Source organism: Thioalkalivibrio sp. ALE25, assembly GCF_000377285.1.
Lineage (GTDB): Bacteria > Pseudomonadota > Gammaproteobacteria > Ectothiorhodospirales > Ectothiorhodospiraceae > Thioalkalivibrio.
On sequence record NZ_KB897937.1, the window covers coordinates 53,729 to 73,763 of the forward strand.

19 protein-coding genes and 1 tRNA gene are annotated in these 20,035 nt (G+C 68.4%); 14 read left to right on the forward strand and 6 right to left on the reverse strand.

Annotated features, from left to right (window positions below; genetic code table 11):
- Positions 1 to 54: 54 nt before the first annotated feature.
- Both C996_RS0112320 and C996_RS0112325 read left to right on the forward strand, forming a co-directional pair.
- Positions 55 to 750: a 4Fe-4S dicluster domain-containing protein gene (locus tag C996_RS0112320; RefSeq protein WP_026279312.1), complete on the forward strand. Its 696-nt coding sequence runs from the start codon at positions 55 to 57 to the stop codon at positions 748 to 750.
- A 25-nt stretch (positions 751 to 775) separates the two neighbouring features.
- Positions 776 to 1,825: a DmsC/YnfH family molybdoenzyme membrane anchor subunit gene (locus C996_RS0112325; RefSeq protein WP_018867740.1), complete on the forward strand. Its 1,050-nt coding sequence runs from the start codon at positions 776 to 778 to the stop codon at positions 1,823 to 1,825.
- 133 nt (positions 1,826 to 1,958) lie between these two features.
- Here C996_RS0112325 and C996_RS14830 read toward each other — a convergent pair whose 3' ends face one another.
- Together C996_RS14830 and C996_RS0112335 are read right to left on the reverse strand one after the other, a co-directional pair.
- The gene (locus tag C996_RS14830) at positions 1,959 to 2,093 is read right to left on the reverse strand and encodes a hypothetical protein (protein ID WP_018867741.1); all 135 of its coding nucleotides are present in this window, start codon (positions 2,091 to 2,093) and stop codon (positions 1,959 to 1,961) included.
- A gap of 626 nt (positions 2,094 to 2,719) precedes the next feature.
- A tRNA-Arg gene (locus tag C996_RS0112335) sits at positions 2,720 to 2,796 on the reverse strand.
- Between the two features lie 185 nt (positions 2,797 to 2,981).
- On the opposite strand from C996_RS0112335, the gene C996_RS0112340 reads away from it, so the two are divergent.
- Positions 2,982 to 3,857, forward strand: a complete 876-nt coding sequence (locus C996_RS0112340) for a c-type cytochrome (RefSeq protein ID WP_018867742.1) — start codon at positions 2,982 to 2,984, stop codon at positions 3,855 to 3,857.
- An 81-nt stretch (positions 3,858 to 3,938) separates the two neighbouring features.
- Here C996_RS0112340 and C996_RS0112345 read toward each other — a convergent pair whose 3' ends face one another.
- From C996_RS0112345 to C996_RS0112355, 3 genes are all read right to left on the reverse strand, one after another.
- Complete coding sequence (locus C996_RS0112345) at positions 3,939 to 5,444, reverse strand: YifB family Mg chelatase-like AAA ATPase (protein WP_018867743.1); 1,506 nt, start codon at positions 5,442 to 5,444, stop codon at positions 3,939 to 3,941.
- Between the two features lie 58 nt (positions 5,445 to 5,502).
- Positions 5,503 to 5,763 (reverse strand): accessory factor UbiK family protein, encoded by a 261-nt coding sequence (locus tag C996_RS0112350; protein WP_018867744.1) that lies wholly within the window; start codon positions 5,761 to 5,763, stop codon positions 5,503 to 5,505.
- A 64-nt stretch (positions 5,764 to 5,827) separates the two neighbouring features.
- A complete protein-coding gene (locus tag C996_RS0112355) occupies positions 5,828 to 6,550 on the reverse strand; it encodes a pteridine reductase (protein ID WP_018867745.1) in 723 nt (240 codons plus the stop codon).
- An 82-nt stretch (positions 6,551 to 6,632) separates the two neighbouring features.
- On the opposite strand from C996_RS0112355, the gene C996_RS0112360 reads away from it, so the two are divergent.
- Positions 6,633 to 7,832, forward strand: coding sequence for a class I SAM-dependent methyltransferase (locus C996_RS0112360; RefSeq protein ID WP_018867746.1), 1,200 nt, complete (start codon positions 6,633 to 6,635; stop codon positions 7,830 to 7,832).
- 76 nt (positions 7,833 to 7,908) lie between these two features.
- Positions 7,909 to 8,940 carry a tRNA (adenosine(37)-N6)-threonylcarbamoyltransferase complex transferase subunit TsaD gene (gene tsaD, locus C996_RS0112365; RefSeq protein ID WP_026279313.1) on the forward strand — a complete coding sequence of 344 codons (1,032 nt, stop codon included), beginning with the start codon at positions 7,909 to 7,911 and terminating at the stop codon, positions 8,938 to 8,940.
- A 30-nt stretch (positions 8,941 to 8,970) separates the two neighbouring features.
- Here the strand turns inward: tsaD and plsY are convergent, their stop codons facing one another.
- Positions 8,971 to 9,585, reverse strand: a complete 615-nt coding sequence (gene plsY / locus C996_RS0112370) for a glycerol-3-phosphate 1-O-acyltransferase PlsY (RefSeq protein ID WP_018867748.1) — start codon at positions 9,583 to 9,585, stop codon at positions 8,971 to 8,973.
- 47 nt (positions 9,586 to 9,632) lie between these two features.
- On the opposite strand from plsY, the gene C996_RS0112375 reads away from it, so the two are divergent.
- From C996_RS0112375 to C996_RS0112415, 9 genes are all read left to right on the forward strand, one after another.
- Entirely contained in the window at positions 9,633 to 10,457 is an 825-nt protein-coding gene (locus C996_RS0112375) for an alpha/beta fold hydrolase (RefSeq protein WP_026279314.1), read from the forward strand.
- Positions 10,454 to 11,326, forward strand: coding sequence for a malonyl-ACP O-methyltransferase BioC (bioC, locus tag C996_RS0112380; RefSeq protein ID WP_018867750.1), 873 nt, complete (start codon positions 10,454 to 10,456; stop codon positions 11,324 to 11,326). The genes C996_RS0112375 and bioC overlap by 4 nt, the downstream gene beginning before the upstream one ends.
- A 205-nt stretch (positions 11,327 to 11,531) precedes the next feature.
- Positions 11,532 to 13,016, forward strand: coding sequence for a cytochrome-c oxidase, cbb3-type subunit I (gene ccoN, locus C996_RS0112385; protein ID WP_028485053.1), 1,485 nt, complete (start codon positions 11,532 to 11,534; stop codon positions 13,014 to 13,016).
- A 19-nt stretch (positions 13,017 to 13,035) separates the two neighbouring features.
- Complete coding sequence (gene ccoO / locus C996_RS0112390; RefSeq protein ID WP_018867752.1) at positions 13,036 to 13,770, forward strand: cytochrome-c oxidase, cbb3-type subunit II; 735 nt, start codon at positions 13,036 to 13,038, stop codon at positions 13,768 to 13,770.
- 18 nt (positions 13,771 to 13,788) lie between these two features.
- Entirely contained in the window at positions 13,789 to 14,007 is a 219-nt protein-coding gene (locus C996_RS0112395; protein ID WP_026279315.1) for a cbb3-type cytochrome c oxidase subunit 3, read from the forward strand.
- Positions 14,004 to 14,933, forward strand: a complete 930-nt coding sequence (gene ccoP, locus C996_RS0112400; RefSeq protein WP_018867754.1) for a cytochrome-c oxidase, cbb3-type subunit III — start codon at positions 14,004 to 14,006, stop codon at positions 14,931 to 14,933. Before C996_RS0112395 ends, ccoP begins: the two co-directional genes overlap by 4 nt.
- Before the next feature lie 179 nt (positions 14,934 to 15,112).
- Positions 15,113 to 16,513 (forward strand): cytochrome c oxidase accessory protein CcoG, encoded by a 1,401-nt coding sequence (ccoG, locus tag C996_RS0112405; protein ID WP_018867755.1) that lies wholly within the window; start codon positions 15,113 to 15,115, stop codon positions 16,511 to 16,513.
- A gap of 114 nt (positions 16,514 to 16,627) precedes the next feature.
- Positions 16,628 to 17,461 carry a FixH family protein gene (locus tag C996_RS0112410; protein ID WP_018867756.1) on the forward strand — a complete coding sequence of 278 codons (834 nt, stop codon included), beginning with the start codon at positions 16,628 to 16,630 and terminating at the stop codon, positions 17,459 to 17,461.
- Between the two features lie 17 nt (positions 17,462 to 17,478).
- On the forward strand, positions 17,479 to 20,019 hold the full coding sequence (locus C996_RS0112415; protein WP_038035792.1) for a heavy metal translocating P-type ATPase: 2,541 nt from the start codon (positions 17,479 to 17,481) through the stop codon (positions 20,017 to 20,019).
- The last annotated feature ends 16 nt before the right edge of the window (positions 20,020 to 20,035 follow it).

A 20,035-nucleotide genomic window follows, 5' to 3' on the forward strand; every position in this document is an offset into this window, starting at 1 on the left:
GGCCATGCCGCCGGCCGAAGCCGGCGGCCCGAGAGAATTTGAGGAGTACCTGAAATGCGACTTGGACTCGTAATCGACATGGATACCTGCGTGGGCTGTCACGCCTGCGCGGTGGCCTGCAAGCAGTGGAACACCAGCGGTACCACCGGCGCGCTGACCGACTATCGCCCCTATGGCGAGGACCCCAGCGGCGTGTGGTTCAACCGTATTCGCCACTACGAAGTCGGCGACTACCCCAACAACAAGACCGTGAACATCCCGATGTCCTGCATGCACTGCCAGCATGCTGACTGCGTGAACGTCTGCCCGACCGGCGCCTCCTACAAGCGCCCGGAAGACGGCATCGTGCTGGTCGACCAGGACAAGTGCATGGGCTGCAACTACTGCGCCTGGGCCTGCCCCTACGGCGCCCGGGAGCTGGACCGCGAAGACGGCGTGATGAAGAAGTGCACGCTGTGCGTGGACCGAATCTACGACGAGCAGCTGCCGCCGGAAGAGCGCCAGCCCGCCTGCGTGATCACCTGCCCGGCGCACGCCCGGTTCTTCGGTGACTTCGACGACCAGGACTCCGAGGTCAGCCGCCTGGTGCGCGAGCGCGGCGGCGTGAAGCAGATGCCGGAGCTGGGCTACAAGCCGGTCAACACCTATCTGCCCCCGCGTATCACCCGCCCGATCCCCACCGACGACGTGCGCGCCAACAAGCTCGTCACCTCGGTGAAGGACTGGGTCAACAAGATGGTCGCGCGCTAGGCGCGGCCCGAACGGGAGAATTCATATGCATCCGGCATTTTCCGTCATCCTGTTTACCGTCATCTCGGGTGCGGGCTACGGCCTGTTCATCCTGCTGGCGGCCTTCCATCTCGCGGGTATCGGCCCGGCCATGAGCCACGGCGAGCTGCTGGCGCACGGCCTGGTGTCGCTGGGGATGATCACCCTGGGGCTGATGCTCTCCACCGGTCACCTGGCGAACAAGAAGAACGCCTGGCGTTCCTTCATGCGCTTCAAGACCTCCTGGCTGTCGCGCGAGGCCGTGTTCGCGGTGCTGTTCTACCCCTTCGCCGGTATCTACGGTCTGGGTGTGCTGCTGCAGGGTTCGGCCATCGGGCCGCTGCCCGCTATGGCCGGCGCGATCGCTGCCGTGCTGGCCGTGATCACCCTGTTCTCCACCGGCATGATCTACGGCTGCCTGAAGACCATCCGCCAGTGGAACACGGCGCTGACCCCGGCGAATTACATCATGCTGGGCATCGCGACCGGCACCACGCTGTTCGCCGCCATCGCCGCGGTGTTCGGCAATGCCACCACGCTGCACGCGGGCGTGGCCATCGTCGCGCTGCTGGCCGCCGCGTTGCTCAAGGGGATCTACTACTTCTGGATCTCGCGCGTGAACGGCCCGACCATCAACACCGCGACCACCTTCAACCGGGCGACCGTGCGTCTGCTGGATACCGGTCATACGGCCGGCACCTTCCTGACCGACGAATTCGGCTACGACCCGCGCAAGGACACCATCGACAACATCAAGATGGGCGTCTTCCTGCTCGGCTTCATCGCCCCGGTGCTGGTCTTCGGCTCGATCCTCTCCGGTGCGCCGGCCGGTATTGCCTGGCTGGCGGCGGTCTCGAGCCTGGTCGGGATCGGCATGGAGCGCTGGCTGTTCTTCGCCGAGGCCAAGCACGTCGTGCGCCTGTACCACGGTGCCCAGACCTGCACCGACTCCCTGGCCGAGCCGAGCCGCGTCGGCCCGGAAGTGGCCGCGGATGCTCGCCGTGGCGACGCGCCGCGCGCCGAACTGGGTGATACGCCCGGGGGCTCCGGCTCCTGAGTCGGACGCAACCATACGGGTTACCCGGGCGCTCCGGGTAACCCGCATCAAAGGCCAGGGCAGCGGTCATCTGCAGCCCTGGCCTTTTCTGTTTCGAGGGGGCAGCCCCGCCCCGAGCGGGGTCCGTCCTGCCCTACCGGCCCTTGTCGTTCTCGTGCATCCCGTGAATGATGAAGTACCCCACGTACGCGAAGAAGGCCACGATGCCCACCAGCGTCACGATCGTCAGGATTCCGATGGGCGACTGAAACATGATTTCCATCAGCATGATCTTTCCTCCGGTTGGGTCCATGCACCTTCGACGCTAGCCCCCGGAATCGGCCTCCGATTTGATCCAGATCATGCCGGGCGACGATTCGGGATGCACGGGACGTCGCTGTGGCGGGTGTGGGGCGAGCGGAGGCCGGTGGGGCTTCGGTGCGTATCCCGCAAGCAGGCGAGAATGCCAGGGCTGCTGCGCGGGTCTCGGCTCGAACGGTAGGTTGGCAGGGTTGGGTTCGGGGGTGTTCAGGCGTCGCGCCCGAGAGGGTGAGCCGGGGTTTCGCGAAGCATGGCTTCGCGCCGGCGAACGCCCCAAGGCTGCCGCCGAGGGGCTGGACTGGCTGCGCCGAAGGTCCTTCGGGCCGGGACAGGCCGTGGCTGTGCTGCGCTCAGCCCGCGTTGCGGGCCTAGGCTCGAACGGAGGCATGGGGCCGGGTTCCGGGGTGTTCGTGCTTCGCGCCCGAGAGGATGGCTTCGCCGCCTTTGGCGGCTCGGTCCTTCGGACCGGTGCAGCCGGTGGCTGCACCGCGATGTCGGCCCGCGTTGCGGGCCTCGATTCGAACGGAGGTTCGAATCGGGCCCTCAGACACCCCATTACTTAGAAAGGGGCCACGAGGGCCCCTTTCTAAGTAATGGCGCGCCCGAGAGGATTCGAACCTCTGACCTCTGCCTCCGGAGGGCAGCGCTCTATCCAGCTGAGCTACGGGCGCAAGGGCTGCAATGATACGGGCGGGGCCGCGGGTGCGTCCAGCCATATTTGACCGCGCCGCTGGGTTTGTGGTCGCGCCTGGCATGATGCCCTATACTCTGCGCCCGATTTGCGCGTACCGCGCGAGCGCTTTTTGACAGGGCACACCACAAGGCCACGCATGGCCAGGATCTCGGAGGGAGAGAAGTGGGAAATCAACCGATCAAGATGGACACCGGGAACAAGGTGTTGCTTTTTATCGCATCCCTGGCCCTGCTGGCCACGGTGCTGTTTCTGGTGTCGCACCTTGCGAGCTGGATTGGGGGCATGATGGGTTCCCAGGCGGAGGCCGTGAGCGAGGAGCGTATTGCCGAGCGCATCGCGCCGATCGGCCGGGTGGTCTCCGGTGAGGTGGATACCGCCGAGGAAGCCGCGGACCTCAGCCCGGGCGACATCTACGCCAACGTCTGCGCCGCCTGCCATGACTCGGGCGCCTCCGGTGCCCCGCTCAAGGATGACACGGACGAGTGGACTAACCGTCTGAACGACAAGGGTCTGGAGACCCTGTTCGAGAACTCGATCAACGGCATCGGCGCGATGCCGGCCCGCGGTGGCGACTCCAGCCTGACCGACGAGCAGATGAATGAAGTCGTGGCCTACATGCTCGATCAGGCAGGCGTTGATCACGGCTACGAGGGCAGTGCCAACGGAAACGGCGACACCGCCGCGGACGACGCCGCCGCTGAAGGCGAGGAGCCGGTGGCCACCACCGACACGGGCGAAGCGGCCGCCGAGGAAGAGGCCGAAGCCGTGGCCGCTATTGCGGTCGACGAGGGTGATGTTGAGCGCGGTCAGTCGCGTTACAACACCTGCGTGGCCTGCCATGGTGCGCAGGGTCAGGGCACCCCGGTCTTCCCGGCGTTGGCCGGCCGGGATGCCGAGTACATCGCCGACAAGCTGGTGCGCTACCGCGCCGGCGAGACCGTTGGTGACCAGACGGCCCTGATGGCGCCGAACGCCGCGAACCTGTCGGATCAGGATATCGCCGATCTGGCCGTCTACGTGGCGACCTTCGAAGACTGATCGTCGCGCCGTTGCCGCGTACAAAGGCCCCGCCCGGTAGACCGGGCGGGGCCTTTTCTTTGCGGGACGACGCTTTCCCGTTTACTGGGTACGCCAGTGGTCCAGGGCGCGGTAGCTCAGCGCCTCGGTGAGATGTCGGGTGGCAATCGCTTCCGCGCCCTCCAGATCGGCGATGCTGCGCGCCACGCGCAGGATGCGGTGATAGGCCCGTGCCGAGAGACGGAAGCGCTCGGCCGCCTTGTCCAGTAGCTCGCGGTCGGCGGCCGCAAGGGCGGCGTGTTGGTCGAGTCCCGCGCCATCCAGAGTGCTGTTGAGTCCCTCCTGGCGCGCCTGCTGCCGGTCGCGCGCCCGGGTCACGCGCGTCGCGACCGTAGCGGACGTCTCGGTCGGCTCGGTCGCGCCGGCCAGGTCGGCCGGCGGGATCCGGGGCACCTCGATGGCGAGGTCGATCCGGTCCAGTAGGGGGGCGGACAGGCGCTTGCGGTGCCGGGCCCGCTGCTCCGGGGTGCATTCGCAGCGTTCGGCCAGGTCGCAGTCGAAACCCTGCGGGCAGGGGTTCATCGCGCCCACCAGCTGGAAGCGGGCCGGGAACTCGGCCTGGCGCGCGGCGCGCGAGATGTGGATTACGCCGGTCTCCAGCGGCTCGCGCAGCACGTCCAGAACCGAGCGGTCGAACTCCGTCAGTTCGTCCAGGAACAGCACGCCCTGGTGCGCCAGCGAGATCTCCCCGGGGCGCGGGGTGCTCCCGCCGCCCACCAGGGCCACGCCCGATGAGGTGTGATGGGGGGAGCGGAACGGGCGGGCCCGCCAGTCACCCCGCAGGTGGGTGCTGCCGCGCAGGCTGTGGATGGCGGCCGTCTCCAGCGCCTCGGCCTCGTCCATCGGCGGCAGGATGCCGGGGATGCGCGCCGCCAGCATCGATTTGCCGCTGCCGGGTGGGCCGACCATCAGCAGGTGGTGTCCGCCGGCGGCGGCGATCTCCAGGGCGCGCCGCGCCTGGTGCTGGCCGCGTACGTCCGCGAGGTCCGGGTGGCTCGGCGGTTCCGGCTCGGGCGGCCGGGCGGGTGCCAGGGCGTCGCGCCCGGCCAGCGCCGCGCATACCGCAGTCAGGTGTGACCCGGTGAGGACTCGCGCGCGGCTCGCCAGTGCCGCCTCGGCGCCGTCCTCCGGGTTGACCACCAGGGCGCGGTCGGCATCCGCGGCGGCGAGTCCGGCCGCCAGTGTGCCGCCCACCGGCCGCAACTGGCCGTCCAGCCCCAGTTCGCCGAGGAATTCGTGTGCCGCCAGGGCTTCGGCCGGGATTTGCTGGCTGGCGGCGAGGATGCCCAGGGCGATGCCGAGGTCGAAGCGGCCGCCGTCCTTGGGCAGGTCTGCGGGGGCCAGGTTGACGGTGATGCGCCGCCGCGGGAATTCGAAGCCGCTGGTCTGGATCGCCGCGCGCACGCGATCACGGCTCTCGCGCACCGCGGCCTCCGGCAGGCCGACGATCTGGAAGGCCGGGAGGCCATTGGCCAGATGGGTCTCGATGGTCACCAGCGGGGCATGAATGCCGTCGATGGCGCGGGCGTAGGCAATGGTGACGGGCATCCGTGCCCCTCCGTTCGGCCGCCGGGGGGCCGTCCCCGGCGGGTGGTTTCAGTGGTGGCTACTGCCCCGGGGTGTCGTCCGGCCGCCCCTCCAGCGCGGCTACGCGAGCCTCCAGTTCGGCGAGGCGTTCGCGGGTGCGCTCCAGCAGGGCGACCTGGATGTCGAAGTCCTCGCGGGTGACCAGGTCCATGCGCTCGAAGCCGCTTTGCAGCGATGAGCGGACCTGGCGCTGCACGTCTTCCTGCATGTGGCGCACGGACTCCGGCAGGCTCTCGGTGATCCGGCGAGCGAGGTCGTCGAAGCGTTTGGAATCGATCATCGGGCGGTCTCCTGACGCAGGTTCTTGGTTCTGGCCAGTGTAGCGCGGCTGACCCCGGGTACGGCTACTGCGATGCGGAGCGCCCGCCATCCACCGGGATGACCTGGCCGGTAATGTACGGCGCATCCAGCAGCAGGAACCGCACGGTGCGGGCGATATCCTCCGGGCTGCCCTCGCGCTTGAGGGCAGTGCGCTCGATCATGGCCTCGTGGGTGCCGGTGTTCTCCGCATCCTCCGGCGCCAGGATCGCGCCGGGCGCAACCCCGTTGACCCGCACGCCGGGCCCCAGTTCGCGGGCAAAGGCCTGGGTCAGGGCCCAGAGCCCGGCCTTGGCCGCCGAATACACCGGGTAGCCCTTCAGCGGGCGCAGCGCGTGGATATCCACGATATTGACGACCGCGCCCCGCGCCCGCTGCAGCGCCGGGTTGCAGGCCTGGGTGAGGAAGGTCGGCGCCTTCAGGTTGGAGCCGATCAGGTCGTTCCAGGCGGATTCGCGGATCTCGCCAACGGGGGTTGGATAGAACGTCGAGGCGTTGTTGACGAGAAAGTCCAGCCGCCCCCAAGCCGCCTCGGCGTCGCGGGCGAGGACTTCGATGGCCTGGGGGTCGAGCAGGTCGGCCTGCAGGGTGCGGGCGCTGTCGGGGCGCACCGCGTTCAGATCGGCGGCGAGCGCGTCGGCCTCGTCACGCGAGCCGCGGTAATGGATCAGCACCCGCAACCCGGCCGCGTGCAGGTGCCGGGCAATGGTGGCGCCGACGCGCCGTGCGGCCCCGGTGATCAGCACCACGCCCGCCGGGTCGGGTGTCCTGCTCAAATTGTCGGTGGGTGCCTGCGCCACGTCCATCCCCGGGTTGGTACCATGCGTCGCCATGTTGCCGCCGAAACCTAGCACAAACGCCGCCGACGATCCGGTCGCCCGGGAGATCGCCGCGCGTCTGCGCATTCACCTGCAACAGAGTATTGCGGCGGGCCAGGGGTTCCTTCCGTTCGTCGATTACATGCAGGCGGCCCTGTATGCGCCGGGCCTGGGCTATTACGTGAACGGGGCCCACAAGCTGGGCGAGGGCGGGGACTTCGTCACCGCGCCGGAGCTCTCGCCGCTGTTCGGCGAGACCCTGGCGACCTGGCTGGCCCCGGTGCTGCGCGATGACCTCGACGGCGCCGGCACGCTGCTGGAATTCGGTGCCGGCAGTGGCCGCCTGGCGGGGGACGTGATCACCACCCTGCGCGAGCTCGGGGTGGCCTGGGGGCGGTACTGGATCATCGAGGTGAGCCCGGACCTGCGCGCCCGGCAGCAGGCCCACCTGCAGGCCCAGCTGGAGCCGGCGGAATACGCGCGTGTGGCCTGGCTCGATGCCCTCCCCGAGGCCCCCTTGCGTGGGGTGGTGCTGGCCAACGAGGTGCTGGATGCCCTGCCGGTGGAGCTGTTCCGCTGGCGCGAGGGGCGCGTGTGGCAGGTCGGCGTCACTACCGAGGCGGACGGGGCGCTGACCCTGGCCGAACGCGAGGCCCCGCCAGCCCTGGCCGAACCCGTGACGCGGCTGGCGGCCGACTATGGCCCCTGGCCCGAGGGCTACCTGTCCGAGTGGCGGCCGGCGCAGGCGGCGTGGGTGCGTGCGCTCGCCGAGGGGCTGGAGCAGGGGGTGGCCGTGATCGTGGATTACGGCTTCCCGCGGGCCGCCTATTACGCCCCGGAACGGCACCAGGGGACCCTGGTCGGCTACTACCGCCAGCAGATGATCCAGGACCCTCTGGCCCATCCGGGGCTGATGGACCTGACCGCCAGTGTCGACTTCACCGCTGTGGCCGAGGCGGCGGATGCCGCGGGCCTCGATGTGCTGACCTACGCCGGGCAGGGCGAATTCCTCCTGGGGGCGGGGCTGCCGCAGCGTTTCGAGGCCCGCGTCGGTAGCGGCGAGGATGCCCGCCTGACCATGCAGGCGGCGCAGGCCGTGCGCATGCTGACCCTGCCGGGCGAGATGGGCGAGCGCTTCCAGGTTATGGCTCTCGGTCGCGGCTGCGCGCATCTGCCGCTGGGGGGTATCCCCGATCGCCGGGGGCGCCTGTGAACCCCGGTCCTGGCGCAATGGCGCGGTCGTTCCGGGGATGCTTGGTGGCATCGACGAAACCCGGCATGCTGGCGCCATGAAGGTACTGGGTATCGAAACCTCCTGTGACGAGACGGGCGTGGCGCTGATCGACAGCGACCGTGGCCTGCTCGCGCACCGGCTGTACAGCCAGACGGATCTGCACGCAATCTACGGCGGCGTGGTGCCGGAACTGGCCTCGCGTGACCACATCCGGCGGCTCCTGCCGCTGGTGCGCGCGGTGTTGGAGGAGGCGGGCGTGGACGGGCCGGACCTGGATGCGGTGGCCTACACCGGCGGGCCGGGACTGCTGGGGGCGCTACTGACCGGTGCCTCGGTGGCTCGCTCCCTGGCCTGGGGCTGGGGTATCCCGGCGCTGGCGGTGCATCACCTGGAGGGCCACCTGCTGGCGCCGTTCCTGGAGGATACCGGGCTCGACTTCCCGTTCCTGGTGCTGCAGGTCTCCGGGGGGCATACCCAGCTGATCCATGCCAGGGCCCTGGGCGACTACGACCTGATCGGCGAGAGCATCGACGATGCTGCCGGCGAGGCCTTCGACAAGACCGCCAAGCTGCTGGGGCTGGGGTATCCGGGTGGCCCGGCGCTGGCGCGCCTGGCGGAACAGGGCGCGCCGGATGCCCTGCGGCTGCCGCGCCCCATGCTGGATCGCCCGGGGCTGGACATGAGCTTCTCCGGCCTGAAGACCGCCGTCCTGACCGCGCTGAAGAAGCAAAGTTACCGCCCGGAGGATGTCGCCCGCGCCTTCGAGGAGGCCGTGACCGACACTCTGGTCGAAAAGACCCGGCGCGGTCTGGAGCAGACCGGGGCCCCGGCGCTGGTGGTGGCCGGTGGCGTGGCCGCCAACACCACGCTGCGCGCGGGGCTGCAGGCCATGGCGCAACGCCAGGGGGTGCCGGTGTATTTCCCGCGCCCGGAGTTCTGCACCGACAACGGGGCGATGATCGCGCTGGCCGGGCTGCGGCGGCTGCAGGCCGGTGGCGTAGGGGATGCCGGGGCCCCGGTTGTCGCCGCGCGGGCCCGCTGGCCCCTGGCCGAACTGGAGGCGCCGGTTCCGGCCGGACCGGGCTGAAGCCCTGCCCGGCCCGTGCTCGGCGGGCCGTCAGTCTCCGGGGGCCGGGGCCTTGTTCTTCTGGCCGATCCGCGATTCCTCGCCGCGCATCAGACGGCGGATATTGCTGTCGTGGCGGATGAACAGGATTACGCTCATCAGCGCGACCGCGGCGCTGATCCAGTGATCCATGCCCAGCAGGATCGTGTACACCGGGGCCATGCCGGCCGCGACCAGGGCCGCCAGCGACGAATATCGCCAGATCGCGGCGACCACGAGCCAGGTGAGCAGCACCAGTCCGCCGGCCGCCGGGCTGATCGCGAGGATCACGCCAAGTGCGGTGGCCACACCCTTGCCGCCCTGAAGGCGGTAGTACACGGGGAACACGTGACCGAGGAAGGCGGCCAGGCCGATCAGGCCGATCGCCCAGCCGGGGAAGAGCTCCAGCTGGAGCGTGACGAACACCGGCAGCCAGCCCTTGCCGACATCCCCGATGAGCGTGATGATGGCCGCCTTCTTGCCGCCCGAGCGCAGGACATTCGTGGCGCCGGGGTTCTTCGACCCGGTGGTGCGCGGGTCCGGCAGACGCAGCAGCTTGCTGACCAGAATGGCCGTGGAAAGCGATCCCAGCAGATACGCGATGATGATGCCGATTGTAATAGCCATGAGCGGTGAGCCTGTCTGCGCGGATGGGCAAGAGATTGCGAGCGCACATGATACGCAAGCCGGTGGCCGGCGTTCAGCGCGCTGAGATGGAGGCTGCGACCCGCCCGGTCCATGACCCGACGCTGGTGCTGTTGCACGGCTGGGGCTTTTCCGGCGCGGTCTGGGCGCCCCTGCGGGCCAAGCTGCCGGCCGGCACGCGGGTACTGGCGCCGGATCTGCCCGGTCATGGGGCCGCGGGCGACGGCTGGCGGCTGGCGGATGCGGAGGGCGCCGCCGCGGCCCTGATCGCCGCGCTGCCCGCGGACGTCGAGTACCCGGTCTGGGCTGGCTGGTCCCTGGGCGGCCTGGTGGCGCTCGCGGCGGCGCGCCAGTGGACGGGCCCGCAGGGGCTTGTGCTGATTGGGGCGACGCCGCGCTTCATCCGTAATGATGACTGGCCGGCCGCCCTGCCGCTGGCCGAGCTGGAGGACTTCCGCGCCGCCCTCGGAGGCGACCGCCGCCGACTCAATCGGCGTCTGGCGATGCTCTGTGCTCGTGGCAGTCCCGATGCGGCCTCGCTCGCGCGCGCACTGGCAGACCGGATGCAGGCGGCCCCCGCCTCCCCGGAAGGGCTGGCGGCGGGGCTGGACTTGCTGCAGGGCGCCGACCTGCGCGCCGCCTGGGCCGGGGTGCAGGCGCCGGTGGCGTGCTGGCTGGAGCCGGAGGACGCGCTGGTGCCGGCCGCGGTGGAGGTGGGACTGACGAGCTTGCGCCCCGATGGCCGGACCGGTCGCGGGGCGGGCGGTCATGCGGACTGGTGGGCGCGGCCGCAGCGGCTGGCCGGATTTGTTTCCGAGTTTCTGGATCACTGCAGTGCAGGGGAGTCCGCATGACCCGACCCGACAGCTTCGATCTCGACAAGGCGCGGGTGCGCGAGGCCTTTGCACGGGCCGCTGCCACCTACGAGGAGCATGCGGTCCTGCAGCGCGAGGTGCAGGAGCGGATGCTGGAGCGTCTGGACTGGATCCGGATGGAGCCGGAACGCATCGTCGATCTGGGTTGCGGCATCGGCGAGGCCCTGGATCACCTGAGCCGCCGCTACCGCAGGGCGCGCCTGGCCGGCGTGGACTTCGCCCCGGAGATGGTTGCGCGGGCGCGGCGGCGCGGGCGCTGGCTGCGGCGGCCGCAGGTGGTCTGCGGTGACCTTGAGGCCCTGCCGCTGGCCGAGCGGTCCTTTGATCTGGCGGTTTCCAGCTCGGCCCTGCAGTGGTGCAGCGACCTCGACCAGGCCTTCGCCGAGGTGCGGCGTATCCTGCGCCCGGGCGGGCTGTGGCTGTTTACCACCTTTGGCCCGGACACTTTGCGCGAGTTGCGCGCCGCCTTCGCGGCTGTGGATGGCGGCGCCGGGGCACATGTCAACGCCTTCATGGACATGCACGACATCGGCGATGCCCTGGTGCGATCCGGCTTTGCCGATCCGGTGATGGACCAGGAGGCCCTGACCCTGACCTACCCGGATCTGACCGGCCTGATCCGCGACCTGCGCGGGGTCGGGGTGCGCAACGCCCTGGCGGGGCGTTCGTCGGGTCTGTTTGGCCCCCGGCGTCTGGTGGCCGTCGCCGAGGCCTATGCCCGCGACTTCGGCGTGGAGGGTCGTCTGCCCGCGACCTGGGAGGTGGTCTATGGTCATGCCTGGGTGCCGGATGCGCCGCCCCCGTCGCGGCCAGACGGGCGCGTGATCCCGGTTCAGCCGGTTCGTTGATCTGGATCAACGAAAATGCCGCCCGCGTCCCTCGCGGGCGATCCACCGGAAGATGTATTCTCTTGGACAGGAAAAGTTCCGCCCGTCCCGCTCAATATCCGAGTGACACAGGCGGTATTGGTTTTTTGTGGGCCCGGAATGGGGTAGAGTTCACGCCCCCGAACCATCGGGACATCCGTGTTCCCCGCAGCAAGGTGGAAAAGTCATGTCACAAGCAGCCACTACGGCGGGTGCCGCACCCGCAGCGTCAGTCGCGACTTCCGAGCAGTACAACTACGCGATTATCAAGCGGTTTGCCATTGCCGCCGTCCTCTGGGGCGTGTTCGGGATGGCCGCCGGTGTCTGGATCGCCTCGCAGCTGGCGTTCCCGTTCCTGAACTTCGATATCGCGCAGATCACCTTCGGACGCTTCCGTCCGGTCCACACCACGGCCGTGATCTTCGGTTTCGGGGGTAACGCGCTGTTCGCCACGTCCTACTACGTGGTGCAGCGGACCTGTCAGACCCGGCTGTGGAGTGACTCCATGGCGAGCTTCACCTTCTACGGGTGGAACCTGGCGCTGGTCCTCGGCGTGATCACCTACATGATGGGGATCACCCAGGGCCGCGAATACGCCGAGTTCAACTGGCAGATCGACATCATCATCCTGGTGGTCTGGGTCGCCTACTTCATGATCTACCTGATGACCCTGCTGCGTCGTAACCAGCCGCATATCTACGTAGCGAACTGGTTCTTCATGGCCTTTATCCTGGCCACCGCGCTGCTGCACATCTTCAACAACATCCAGGTCCCGGTCGGCCTGTTCCACCCGCATTCCTACTCCATCTTCTCCGGGGTGCAGGATGCGATGACCCAGTGGTGGTACGGCCATAACGCGGTGGGCTTCTTCCTGACGGCCGCGTTCCTCGGGATGATGTACTACTTCGTGCCGAAGCAGGCCGGTCGCCCGATCTACTCGTACAAGCTGTCCATCATCCATTTCTGGGCGCTGGTCTTCCTGTACATGTGGGTGGGCGCGCACCACCTGCACTGGACCGCCCTTCCGGACTGGGTCTCGACCCTGGCGGCGACCTTCTCCATCCTGCTGCTGCTGCCCTCCTGGGGCGGCATGATCAACGGCATCATGACCCTGTCGGGCGCCTGGGATAAGCTGCGCACCGACCCGATCATGCTGTTCCTGATCACCGCGCTGGCGTTCTACGGCATGTCGACCTTCGAGGGCCCGATGATGTCCCTGAAGAGCGTGAACGCGCTGTCGCACTACACCGACTGGACCGTGGGCCACGTGCACTCCGGCGCCCTCGGCTGGGTGGCGATGATCTCCTTCGGCTCGCTGTATCACCTGATCCCGCGGCTGTGGAACGTCAACCTGTACAGCCTGAAGCTGGTGTATGTGCACTTCTTCCTGGCGACCATCGGGATCGTGCTGTACATCACCGCGATGTGGGTGGCCGGTATCGGTCAGGGCCTGATGCTGCGCGCCTTTGACCAGTACGGGAACCTGGCCTACACCTTCACCGAGTCGGTGGTGTTCCTGCACAAGCCGTACGTGGTGCGTGCCATTGGTGGCGGGTTCTTCCTGGCCGGCATGCTGATCATGGCGTTCAACATCGCGATGACCGTTCGCTCGGGCATCAAGGCCGAGGCCCGCGAGGCCCAGGCCGCGTCCGCCGAAGCCCGCACGGCCTGATTAGGGAGAGACTAGATCCATGAAGCATGAAAGCGTTGAAACCAATGCCGGCCTGCTGATCATCCTCACCCTGGCGGTGATCAGCGTCGGCGGCCTGGTCGAGATCGTGCCGCTGTTCTACATCGACGACACGATCGAGGAAGTGGACGGCGTGCGCCCGTACACCCCGCTGGAACAGCGCGGGCGTGACATCTACGTCCGCGAGGGCTGCTACACCTGCCACTCGCAGATGGTGCGTCCGTTCCGTGACGAGATGCTGCGCTACGGTCACTACTCGCTGGCGGCCGAATCGCAGTACGACCATCCGTTCCAGTGGGGCTCGAAGCGCACCGGTCCGGACCTGGCGCGCGTGGGGGGCAAGTACTCCAACGAGTGGCAGGTCCAGCACCTGATCGACCCGCAGTCGCTGGTGCCGGAGTCGATCATGCCGGGCTACCCCTGGCTGGCGACCACGCCGCTCGATTACTCCGATATCGATCGTCGCATGATCGCGCTGAAGCGCGTGGGCGTGCCGTACTCGCTCACCGACGAGGAATACCAGGCCAACGTCGAGAAGTTCGGGGAGCAACACGCCCGGATGTTCGACATCCGCGACGCCGAGGAAAATCTGGTGGCGCAGGCGCAGGCCGAGAACTTCGACGGCAACCCCGGGACGATCACCGAGATGGATGCCCTCGTGGCCTATCTCCAGGTCCTCGGGACCATGGTCGACTTCAGCGAATACGACGACGGGCACTTTGCCGAATTCCGGTAAGGGAGGACGGGCGCCACGATGACGGGACTTTGGGAATGGATCACGGATATGGGCAACAGCAAGATCGTTGCCCTCATTCTCTTCATGAGCACCTTTATCGGGGTCGTGATCTTCCTGTTTTCCAATCGTCGGCGTGCCCGGAAGTTCGAGACGTATCGCTACATTCCTCTGGACGACGATGATTCACATCGGGAGCCCGTGGCCCGGCGTGACAAAACCAAGAGTGACGAGCAATGAGCACACAGGACAACCGTGATAAGGACCCGAACCAGGTCGAGACCACTGGGCACGTCTGGGACGGCAACCTTCAGGAATACAACAATCCGCTCCCGCGTTGGTGGCTGTGGGGCTTCTACGCCACGATCGTGTTCGCGCTGGTGTACTGGCTGATCTACCCGGCCTGGCCGATTGGCGACAGCTTCACCAAGGGCTTCAACACCATCACCTTCGAGCAGGGCGGCGAAGAGCGCACCATGCACTGGAACACCCGTGCGTTGCTCGCGAAGGACATGCAGACCGGCACCTACGCGGTGCGCCAGCGCGAGATGCTGGAACAGGTGGCCGCCCAGGATTACGAAACGATCCTGCAGGACGCTGAAAGCATGAGCTTCGTCAACGCGTACGCCCAGGGCTCCTTCGGTACCTGGTGTGCGGCGTGTCACCAGGTCGGTGGCGCGGGCGTGGTCGGGCAGTACCCGAACCTGCGCAATGACCACTGGAAGTGGGGCGGAACGGTCGAACAGATCGAGGAAACCCTGCACCAGGGCCGCCTGGGCTACATGCCCGGGTACCGCGACACCCTGAGCAGCGACCAGCTGAATCAGGTCGCCGCCTACGTGCTGTCGCTGAACGACTACAGCGTGGATCAGGACGACGCCGATGCCGGTGCCCGGATCTTTACCGGGACCGACGGTGGCTGCTTCCAGTGCCACGGCATGGACGCCCAGGGGCTGACCTCGCAGGGCGCGCCCAACCTGACCAACGATCTCTGGGGTCTGGTCGACGTGCGCGGCGCGGAAAGCGATAGCGAGCGTCAGCGCCTGGTCGCCAATTTCATTCGCGATGGTATCCAGCGTGAGATGCCGGCATTCGGTGATCGACTGTCGGATGCGGAGATCAAGATGCTGACCGCCTACGTGCATTCCCTGGGCGGGGGGCAGTAGGCCGGCTCCGTCGACCTGGCGAGCCCCGGGGGTGCGGAGGCCTGCCAGGATGCACGCGTTGACAGGGGTGCCCGCCGGGTGGATTGACGCCCGAGGGTGCCCCTTTTTGTTTTGAACTGTTGCCGCGGCCCGCGTATTGCCGCCGGGCCGCACTGCCGGATACGCTCCGGGAGGATCCGATGTCCCAGTCCCAGCCGCTGTACGAGGCGCGAATCCCGATCCACCCGCGGTCGGTCAAGGGGCGGTTTCGCAACCTGAAGACCGGAATTCTCCTCCTGGCCTACGGGGTATTCTTCGGTCTGCCGTGGATCCGCTGGGAACGTGAATACGGGCCGGATCAGGCGGTGCTGTTCGACATCCCCGGGCGCCAGTTCCATATCTTCGACCTGGTTGTCTATCCGCAGGATATCTTCTGGCTGGCAGGCTTTCTGGTCCTCGCCGCATTGCTGCTGTTTTTTGTGACCGGTGTGGCCGGGCGCGTGTTCTGCGGCTACTTCTGCTTCCAGACCCTGTGGACCGATGTCTTCATGTGGCTGGAGCGCAAGATTCAGGGGGAGCGGCCCGCGCGCCTCCGGCTCGCCAAACAGCCCTGGAACGCCGAAAAGCTGGCGAAATATGGTCTCACCCATGCGTCCTGGCTGCTGGTGGCTTTCGCCACCGGGCTCGGGTTCGTCCTGTACTGGGGCGATGCGCCTTCCATCGTGGCGGACTTCTTTACCGGCCAGGCAGTGTACGCCGCCTATGTGACCGCGGGGATCCTGACCGCCACCACCTACACGTTTGCCGGGCTGGCCCGCGAGCAGGTCTGCACGTTCATGTGCCCCTACGCGCGTTTCCAGAGCGTGATGTTCGACCGCGACACCATGATCGTGTCGTACGACGAATCACGCGGCGAGGGCACCGCCGGCCGCGCCAAGGTCCAGGCCGGTCTGAAGACCCGCGAGCAGCGCCAGGCCGCCGGCGTCGGGGACTGCATTGACTGCGGCTACTGCGTGCAGGTGTGCCCGACCGGCATTGATATCCGCGATGGGCTGCAGTACCAGTGCATTCACTGTGCGCTGTGCATCGATGCCTGCGACACGATCATGGACAAGCAGGGCTGGCCACGCGGGCTGATCGCCTATACCTCGGAGCGCGAGCAGGAGGGCGGCAAGACTCGGTTCCTGAGGGGCAAGACGCTGGGTTATGGGGCGGCCGTGCTGGTCGTTATCGTTGCACTGGTTGCCAGCATCGTGGGTCGCCCGCCCGTGGACGCCAACGTGAACCAGGTGCGCCAGCCGCTGTATGTGCAGATGTCCGACGGGCGCATCCAGAACGGCTACGAGATTCGCCTGAACAATACCGCGGACCGGGAGCTGGACTTCCAGATCGGACTCGCCGGGCTCGACGGCGCGGAGCTCGACCTCGGGCAGGTGGAGCGGATCCGCCTGGAGCCCGGGGAGCGACTCACCGTGGTCGCGCGCGTGCGCCACGACGTGCCCGAGGGCGCCCCCTCGCCGCAGCCGTTCCGTTTTGTGATTACGGATCGCGAGGGTCATATTGAACCGCTCGAAGTGACGTCCCAGTTCAGTCATCGCTAACGGTGTTCCGTTGCGCACTGCGCCCGGGCGAGAAACAGTAATCGTGCTGCCGGAAATCGCGCGGCACCCCGCGAGCCCCTAGCTTGCGATCACGCAGGAAACGAAGAAGACATCATGAGCAATCTCGTCATTACCCTCGGCGTCGGTACCGCGGCCCTGGCCATCCTGTTCGCGCTGATCTACCGCTTCACGCGGCTCAAGGCCTACAGCACATCGGCGGTGGTCGTCGCCCTCATGCTGTTTGTGTTCATTCCCTACTCGATCCTGACCTGGCAGGGCGCGGATGTCTTCGCCATCCATCTCGCGCTGTACATCATCGTGCCCTACGGGCTGGGGATCGTCTTCACGCAGAAAGAGGCGGAGGCCGAGAGTGGCGGCAAGGCCAAGATTGGCCGGCTGCACTGGGCTCCGCTGGTTCTCGTGGGGTTTTTCACGATCGTCGCGTCCGTCCAGGCCGTCCTGATCACGCTGGCCCATAACGGGATGCCGCAGCAGTTTATCGGTTCCATCCTGCCGGAGCCGGAGAACCGGGCGGAGCAGGTGACCTCGGCATTCCCGGGCACCGTGGCCGGCATGGAGAGCCGCAAGCAGGCCCTGGCCGTACACCGCGTGTCGGAGCTCCAGGCCCAGCGCGAGAAGGGCTGGCAGGTTCGTCAGGGCTGGGTCGAGCGCCCCACCGAGGGCGAGGCCGCCACGCTCCAGGTAGAGGTCCGGGATGCCGATGGCGTCCCGATCAACGACGCCAGCATCCGCGGCATCTTCATGTGGCTCGCCGACGAGCGCCGCGACCAGGGCTTCGAGATGCAGCACATGGGCGAAGGCCTGTACCAGGTCGAGGTCGCGCTGCCGGCCCCGGGGCGCTGGGATCTGCGCTTCCAGGTCCAGCGCGATGACCAGCTCCTGGAACAGCAGGCCCGGACCCGCGTGCGCAGCGCCCAGTCCGGCTGACCCCCCGCGCTCCCGCCGTGGCGCTCGCGCCCGACTCGCAGGCCCCGGCAGCGTCCGCGGCCCCGACCCGGTGTTTCCACTGCGGGCTCGCTGTGCCCGCGGGCGCGTACTATCCCGTCACCTTCGAGGGGCGGGAAGAGCCTACCTGCTGCCCCGGCTGCCAGGCCGTGGCCGGGGCGATTATCGAGCGCGGCCTGGGGGCCTATTACCATCACCGCGATGCCCCGCCGGCGGAAAGCGGCAGTCCCCTGATCCCGGACGAGCTGCGCGAGCTGGAACTGTTCGATCATCCCGGCGTGCAGCAGCAGTTCGTCACGCCGGCGGGTGCGGCCGGCGAGCGCCGCGAAGCGGCCCTGATGCTGGAAGGCATCACCTGCGCGGCCTGTGTCTGGCTCAACGAGCGCCATGTCCAGGCCCTGCCGGGCGTGGAGAGCTTTCGCGTCAACTATTCCACCCATCGCGCCCAGGTCGTCTGGGACCCCGAACGGATCGCCTTGTCGGACATCCTCAAGGCAATCCGCGATATCGGCTACCACGCCCATCCCTACGACCCTGGTACCCGCGAGCAGGCGATTGCGCGCGAACGGGGGCTGGCCCTGCGCCGGATCGCCGTGGCCGCACTGGGCATGATGCAGGTGATGATGCTGGCCGTGGCCCTCTGGCTGGGCGCAGAGGACACCGAGCACGAGGACCTGCTGCAGTTCATGCGCTGGGTCGCCGCCGCGCTCACCACACCGGTGGTCCTCTACTCCGCAATCCCGTTCTACCAGAGCGCCTGGCGCGACCTGCGCCATCGCCAGCTCGGCATGGACGTACCGGTGAGCCTGGCGATCATCGTCACCTACCTCGCCAGCCTCTACGCGGTGATCCTCGGCACCGGTGAACACGTCTACTTCGAATCCGTGGTCATGTTCGTGTTCTTCCTGCTGACCAGTCGCTACCTGGAGCTGATCGCGCGCCAGCGCGCCAGCCATGCCATCGACCGCCTCGACCGACTGGTGCCGGCGATTGCCAACCGCGAGGGCCCCGACGGGCAGATCGAAGCGGTCCCGGTCGGCGAACTGGCCCCCGGCGACCGGGTGCGGGTCCGCCCCGGCGAGACCATCCCGACCGACGGTGTCGTGCGCGCGGGCGAATCCACGGTCAACCGCGCCCTGCTGACTGGCGAGCCGGAGCCCCACCCGACGCGCCCCGACGATGCCGTGACCGGGGGCACCGTCAACGTCGACGGCCCCCTGTCCGTCGAGGTCCAGCGCGTCGGCGCGGAGACCACCCTGGCCGCGATCCAGCGCCTGCTCGACCGCGCGCAGACCGAGAAGCCCCGTATGGCGCGCATCGCCGAGGCCGGTACCGGCTGGTTCGTGGGCGCGGTGCTGGTACTTACGGCGCTGGCTGGCCTGGTCTGGTACGCCTGGATCGACCCGGCCCGCGCCCTCTGGGTGATGGTCGCGATGCTGGTCGCGACCTGTCCCTGCGCCCTGGCGCTGGCGACCCCGGTCGCGCTGACGGCCACCACCGGCGCACTCTCGCGCATGGGTCTGCTGGTGACCCGCGGCAGTGCCCTGGAGGCCTTGCCGCGGGTCGACATGGTCTGCCTCGACAAGACCGGTACCCTGACCGCCGGCATGCCGCGCCTGGTCGCCCGCGAGGAGCTGCAGCCCGCCCCCGAGTGCGACGACTGGCTGGCGTGGGCGGCGGCGCTGGAGTCCCATTCCGAACACCCCCTGGCCCGGGCCCTGGCCGGGTCGGCGGGGGCCTCCCGCATCCACGCCACCGGGGTCCGGAACCTGCCGGGCCGGGGCCTCGAGGGCCGCATCGAGGGGCGCCGGGTGTCGATTGGCGGGGCCTCCATGCTGCCCTCCGGCGTCGACGCACCGAGTCCGGCCGCACCCGCGGACTATCCGCTGGCCACGCCGGTCTGGCTGGTCGTCGATGATCAGCCCGTCGCGCTGTTCTGGCTGGCCGACACCCCGCGTCCGGAGGTGCGGGATGTGCTCGGTGACCTGCGGGCGCGCGGCCTGCGGGTGGTCCTGCTGACCGGAGACCGCCCCGAGGCCGCCAAGGCGTTTGCCGCGCAGATGGACATCGCCGAGGCCGAGGGGGGGCTGACGCCGGAGGACAAGCTCGCGTACGTGCGGGCGCGCCAGGCCGAGGGCCGGGTGGTGCTGATGGCCGGCGAGGGCATCAACGATGCCCCGGTGCTGGCCGGCGCCGACGTGTCGATGGCGATGGGCGGCGGCACCCAGCTGGCCCAGACCCAGGCCGACCTGGTCCTGCTGTCGGATCGCCTGGACCACTTGCCGCAGGCCCTGGATCAGGCGCGCCACACCCGGCGCGTGATCCGTCAGAACATTGCCTGGGCAATCGGCTACAACGTGGTGGCGCTGCCAGTGGCGGCCGCCGGCCTGCTGACCCCCTGGCTGGCGGCACTGGGCATGTCCCTCAGTTCGCTGCTGGTGGTGGGCAACGCGCTGCGGCTGCGACCGGCGCGGGAGACCGCGGAGCGCAGCCCCATTCGCCCTGCCGAGCCCGTGGCGCCGCCGCGGCCGCCGGTGTAGGTACTGGTTTAAGCGG

Coding starts and splice junctions, on each gene's coding strand:
- C996_RS0112360 (WP_018867746.1), top strand. CDS start 6,633: ATGTTGCCGCCGAAACCTAGCACAAACGCCGCCGACGATCCGGTCGCC.
- C996_RS0112395 (WP_026279315.1), top strand. CDS start 13,789: ATGACGGGACTTTGGGAATGGATCACGGATATGGGCAACAGCAAGATC.
- bioC (WP_018867750.1), top strand. CDS start 10,454: ATGACCCGACCCGACAGCTTCGATCTCGACAAGGCGCGGGTGCGCGAG.
- plsY (WP_018867748.1), bottom strand. CDS start 9,585: ATGGCTATTACAATCGGCATCATCATCGCGTATCTGCTGGGATCGCTT.
- C996_RS0112410 (WP_018867756.1), top strand. CDS start 16,628: ATGAGCAATCTCGTCATTACCCTCGGCGTCGGTACCGCGGCCCTGGCC.
- ccoG (WP_018867755.1), top strand. CDS start 15,113: ATGTCCCAGTCCCAGCCGCTGTACGAGGCGCGAATCCCGATCCACCCG.
- C996_RS0112375 (WP_026279314.1), top strand. CDS start 9,633: ATGATACGCAAGCCGGTGGCCGGCGTTCAGCGCGCTGAGATGGAGGCT.
- C996_RS14830 (WP_018867741.1), bottom strand. CDS start 2,093: ATGCTGATGGAAATCATGTTTCAGTCGCCCATCGGAATCCTGACGATC.
- tsaD (WP_026279313.1), top strand. CDS start 7,909: ATGAAGGTACTGGGTATCGAAACCTCCTGTGACGAGACGGGCGTGGCG.
- C996_RS0112345 (WP_018867743.1), bottom strand. CDS start 5,444: ATGCCCGTCACCATTGCCTACGCCCGCGCCATCGACGGCATTCATGCC.
- C996_RS0112325 (WP_018867740.1), top strand. CDS start 776: ATGCATCCGGCATTTTCCGTCATCCTGTTTACCGTCATCTCGGGTGCG.
- ccoO (WP_018867752.1), top strand. CDS start 13,036: ATGAAGCATGAAAGCGTTGAAACCAATGCCGGCCTGCTGATCATCCTC.
- C996_RS0112320 (WP_026279312.1), top strand. CDS start 55: ATGCGACTTGGACTCGTAATCGACATGGATACCTGCGTGGGCTGTCAC.
- C996_RS0112350 (WP_018867744.1), bottom strand. CDS start 5,763: ATGATCGATTCCAAACGCTTCGACGACCTCGCTCGCCGGATCACCGAG.
- ccoN (WP_028485053.1), top strand. CDS start 11,532: ATGTCACAAGCAGCCACTACGGCGGGTGCCGCACCCGCAGCGTCAGTC.
- ccoP (WP_018867754.1), top strand. CDS start 14,004: ATGAGCACACAGGACAACCGTGATAAGGACCCGAACCAGGTCGAGACC.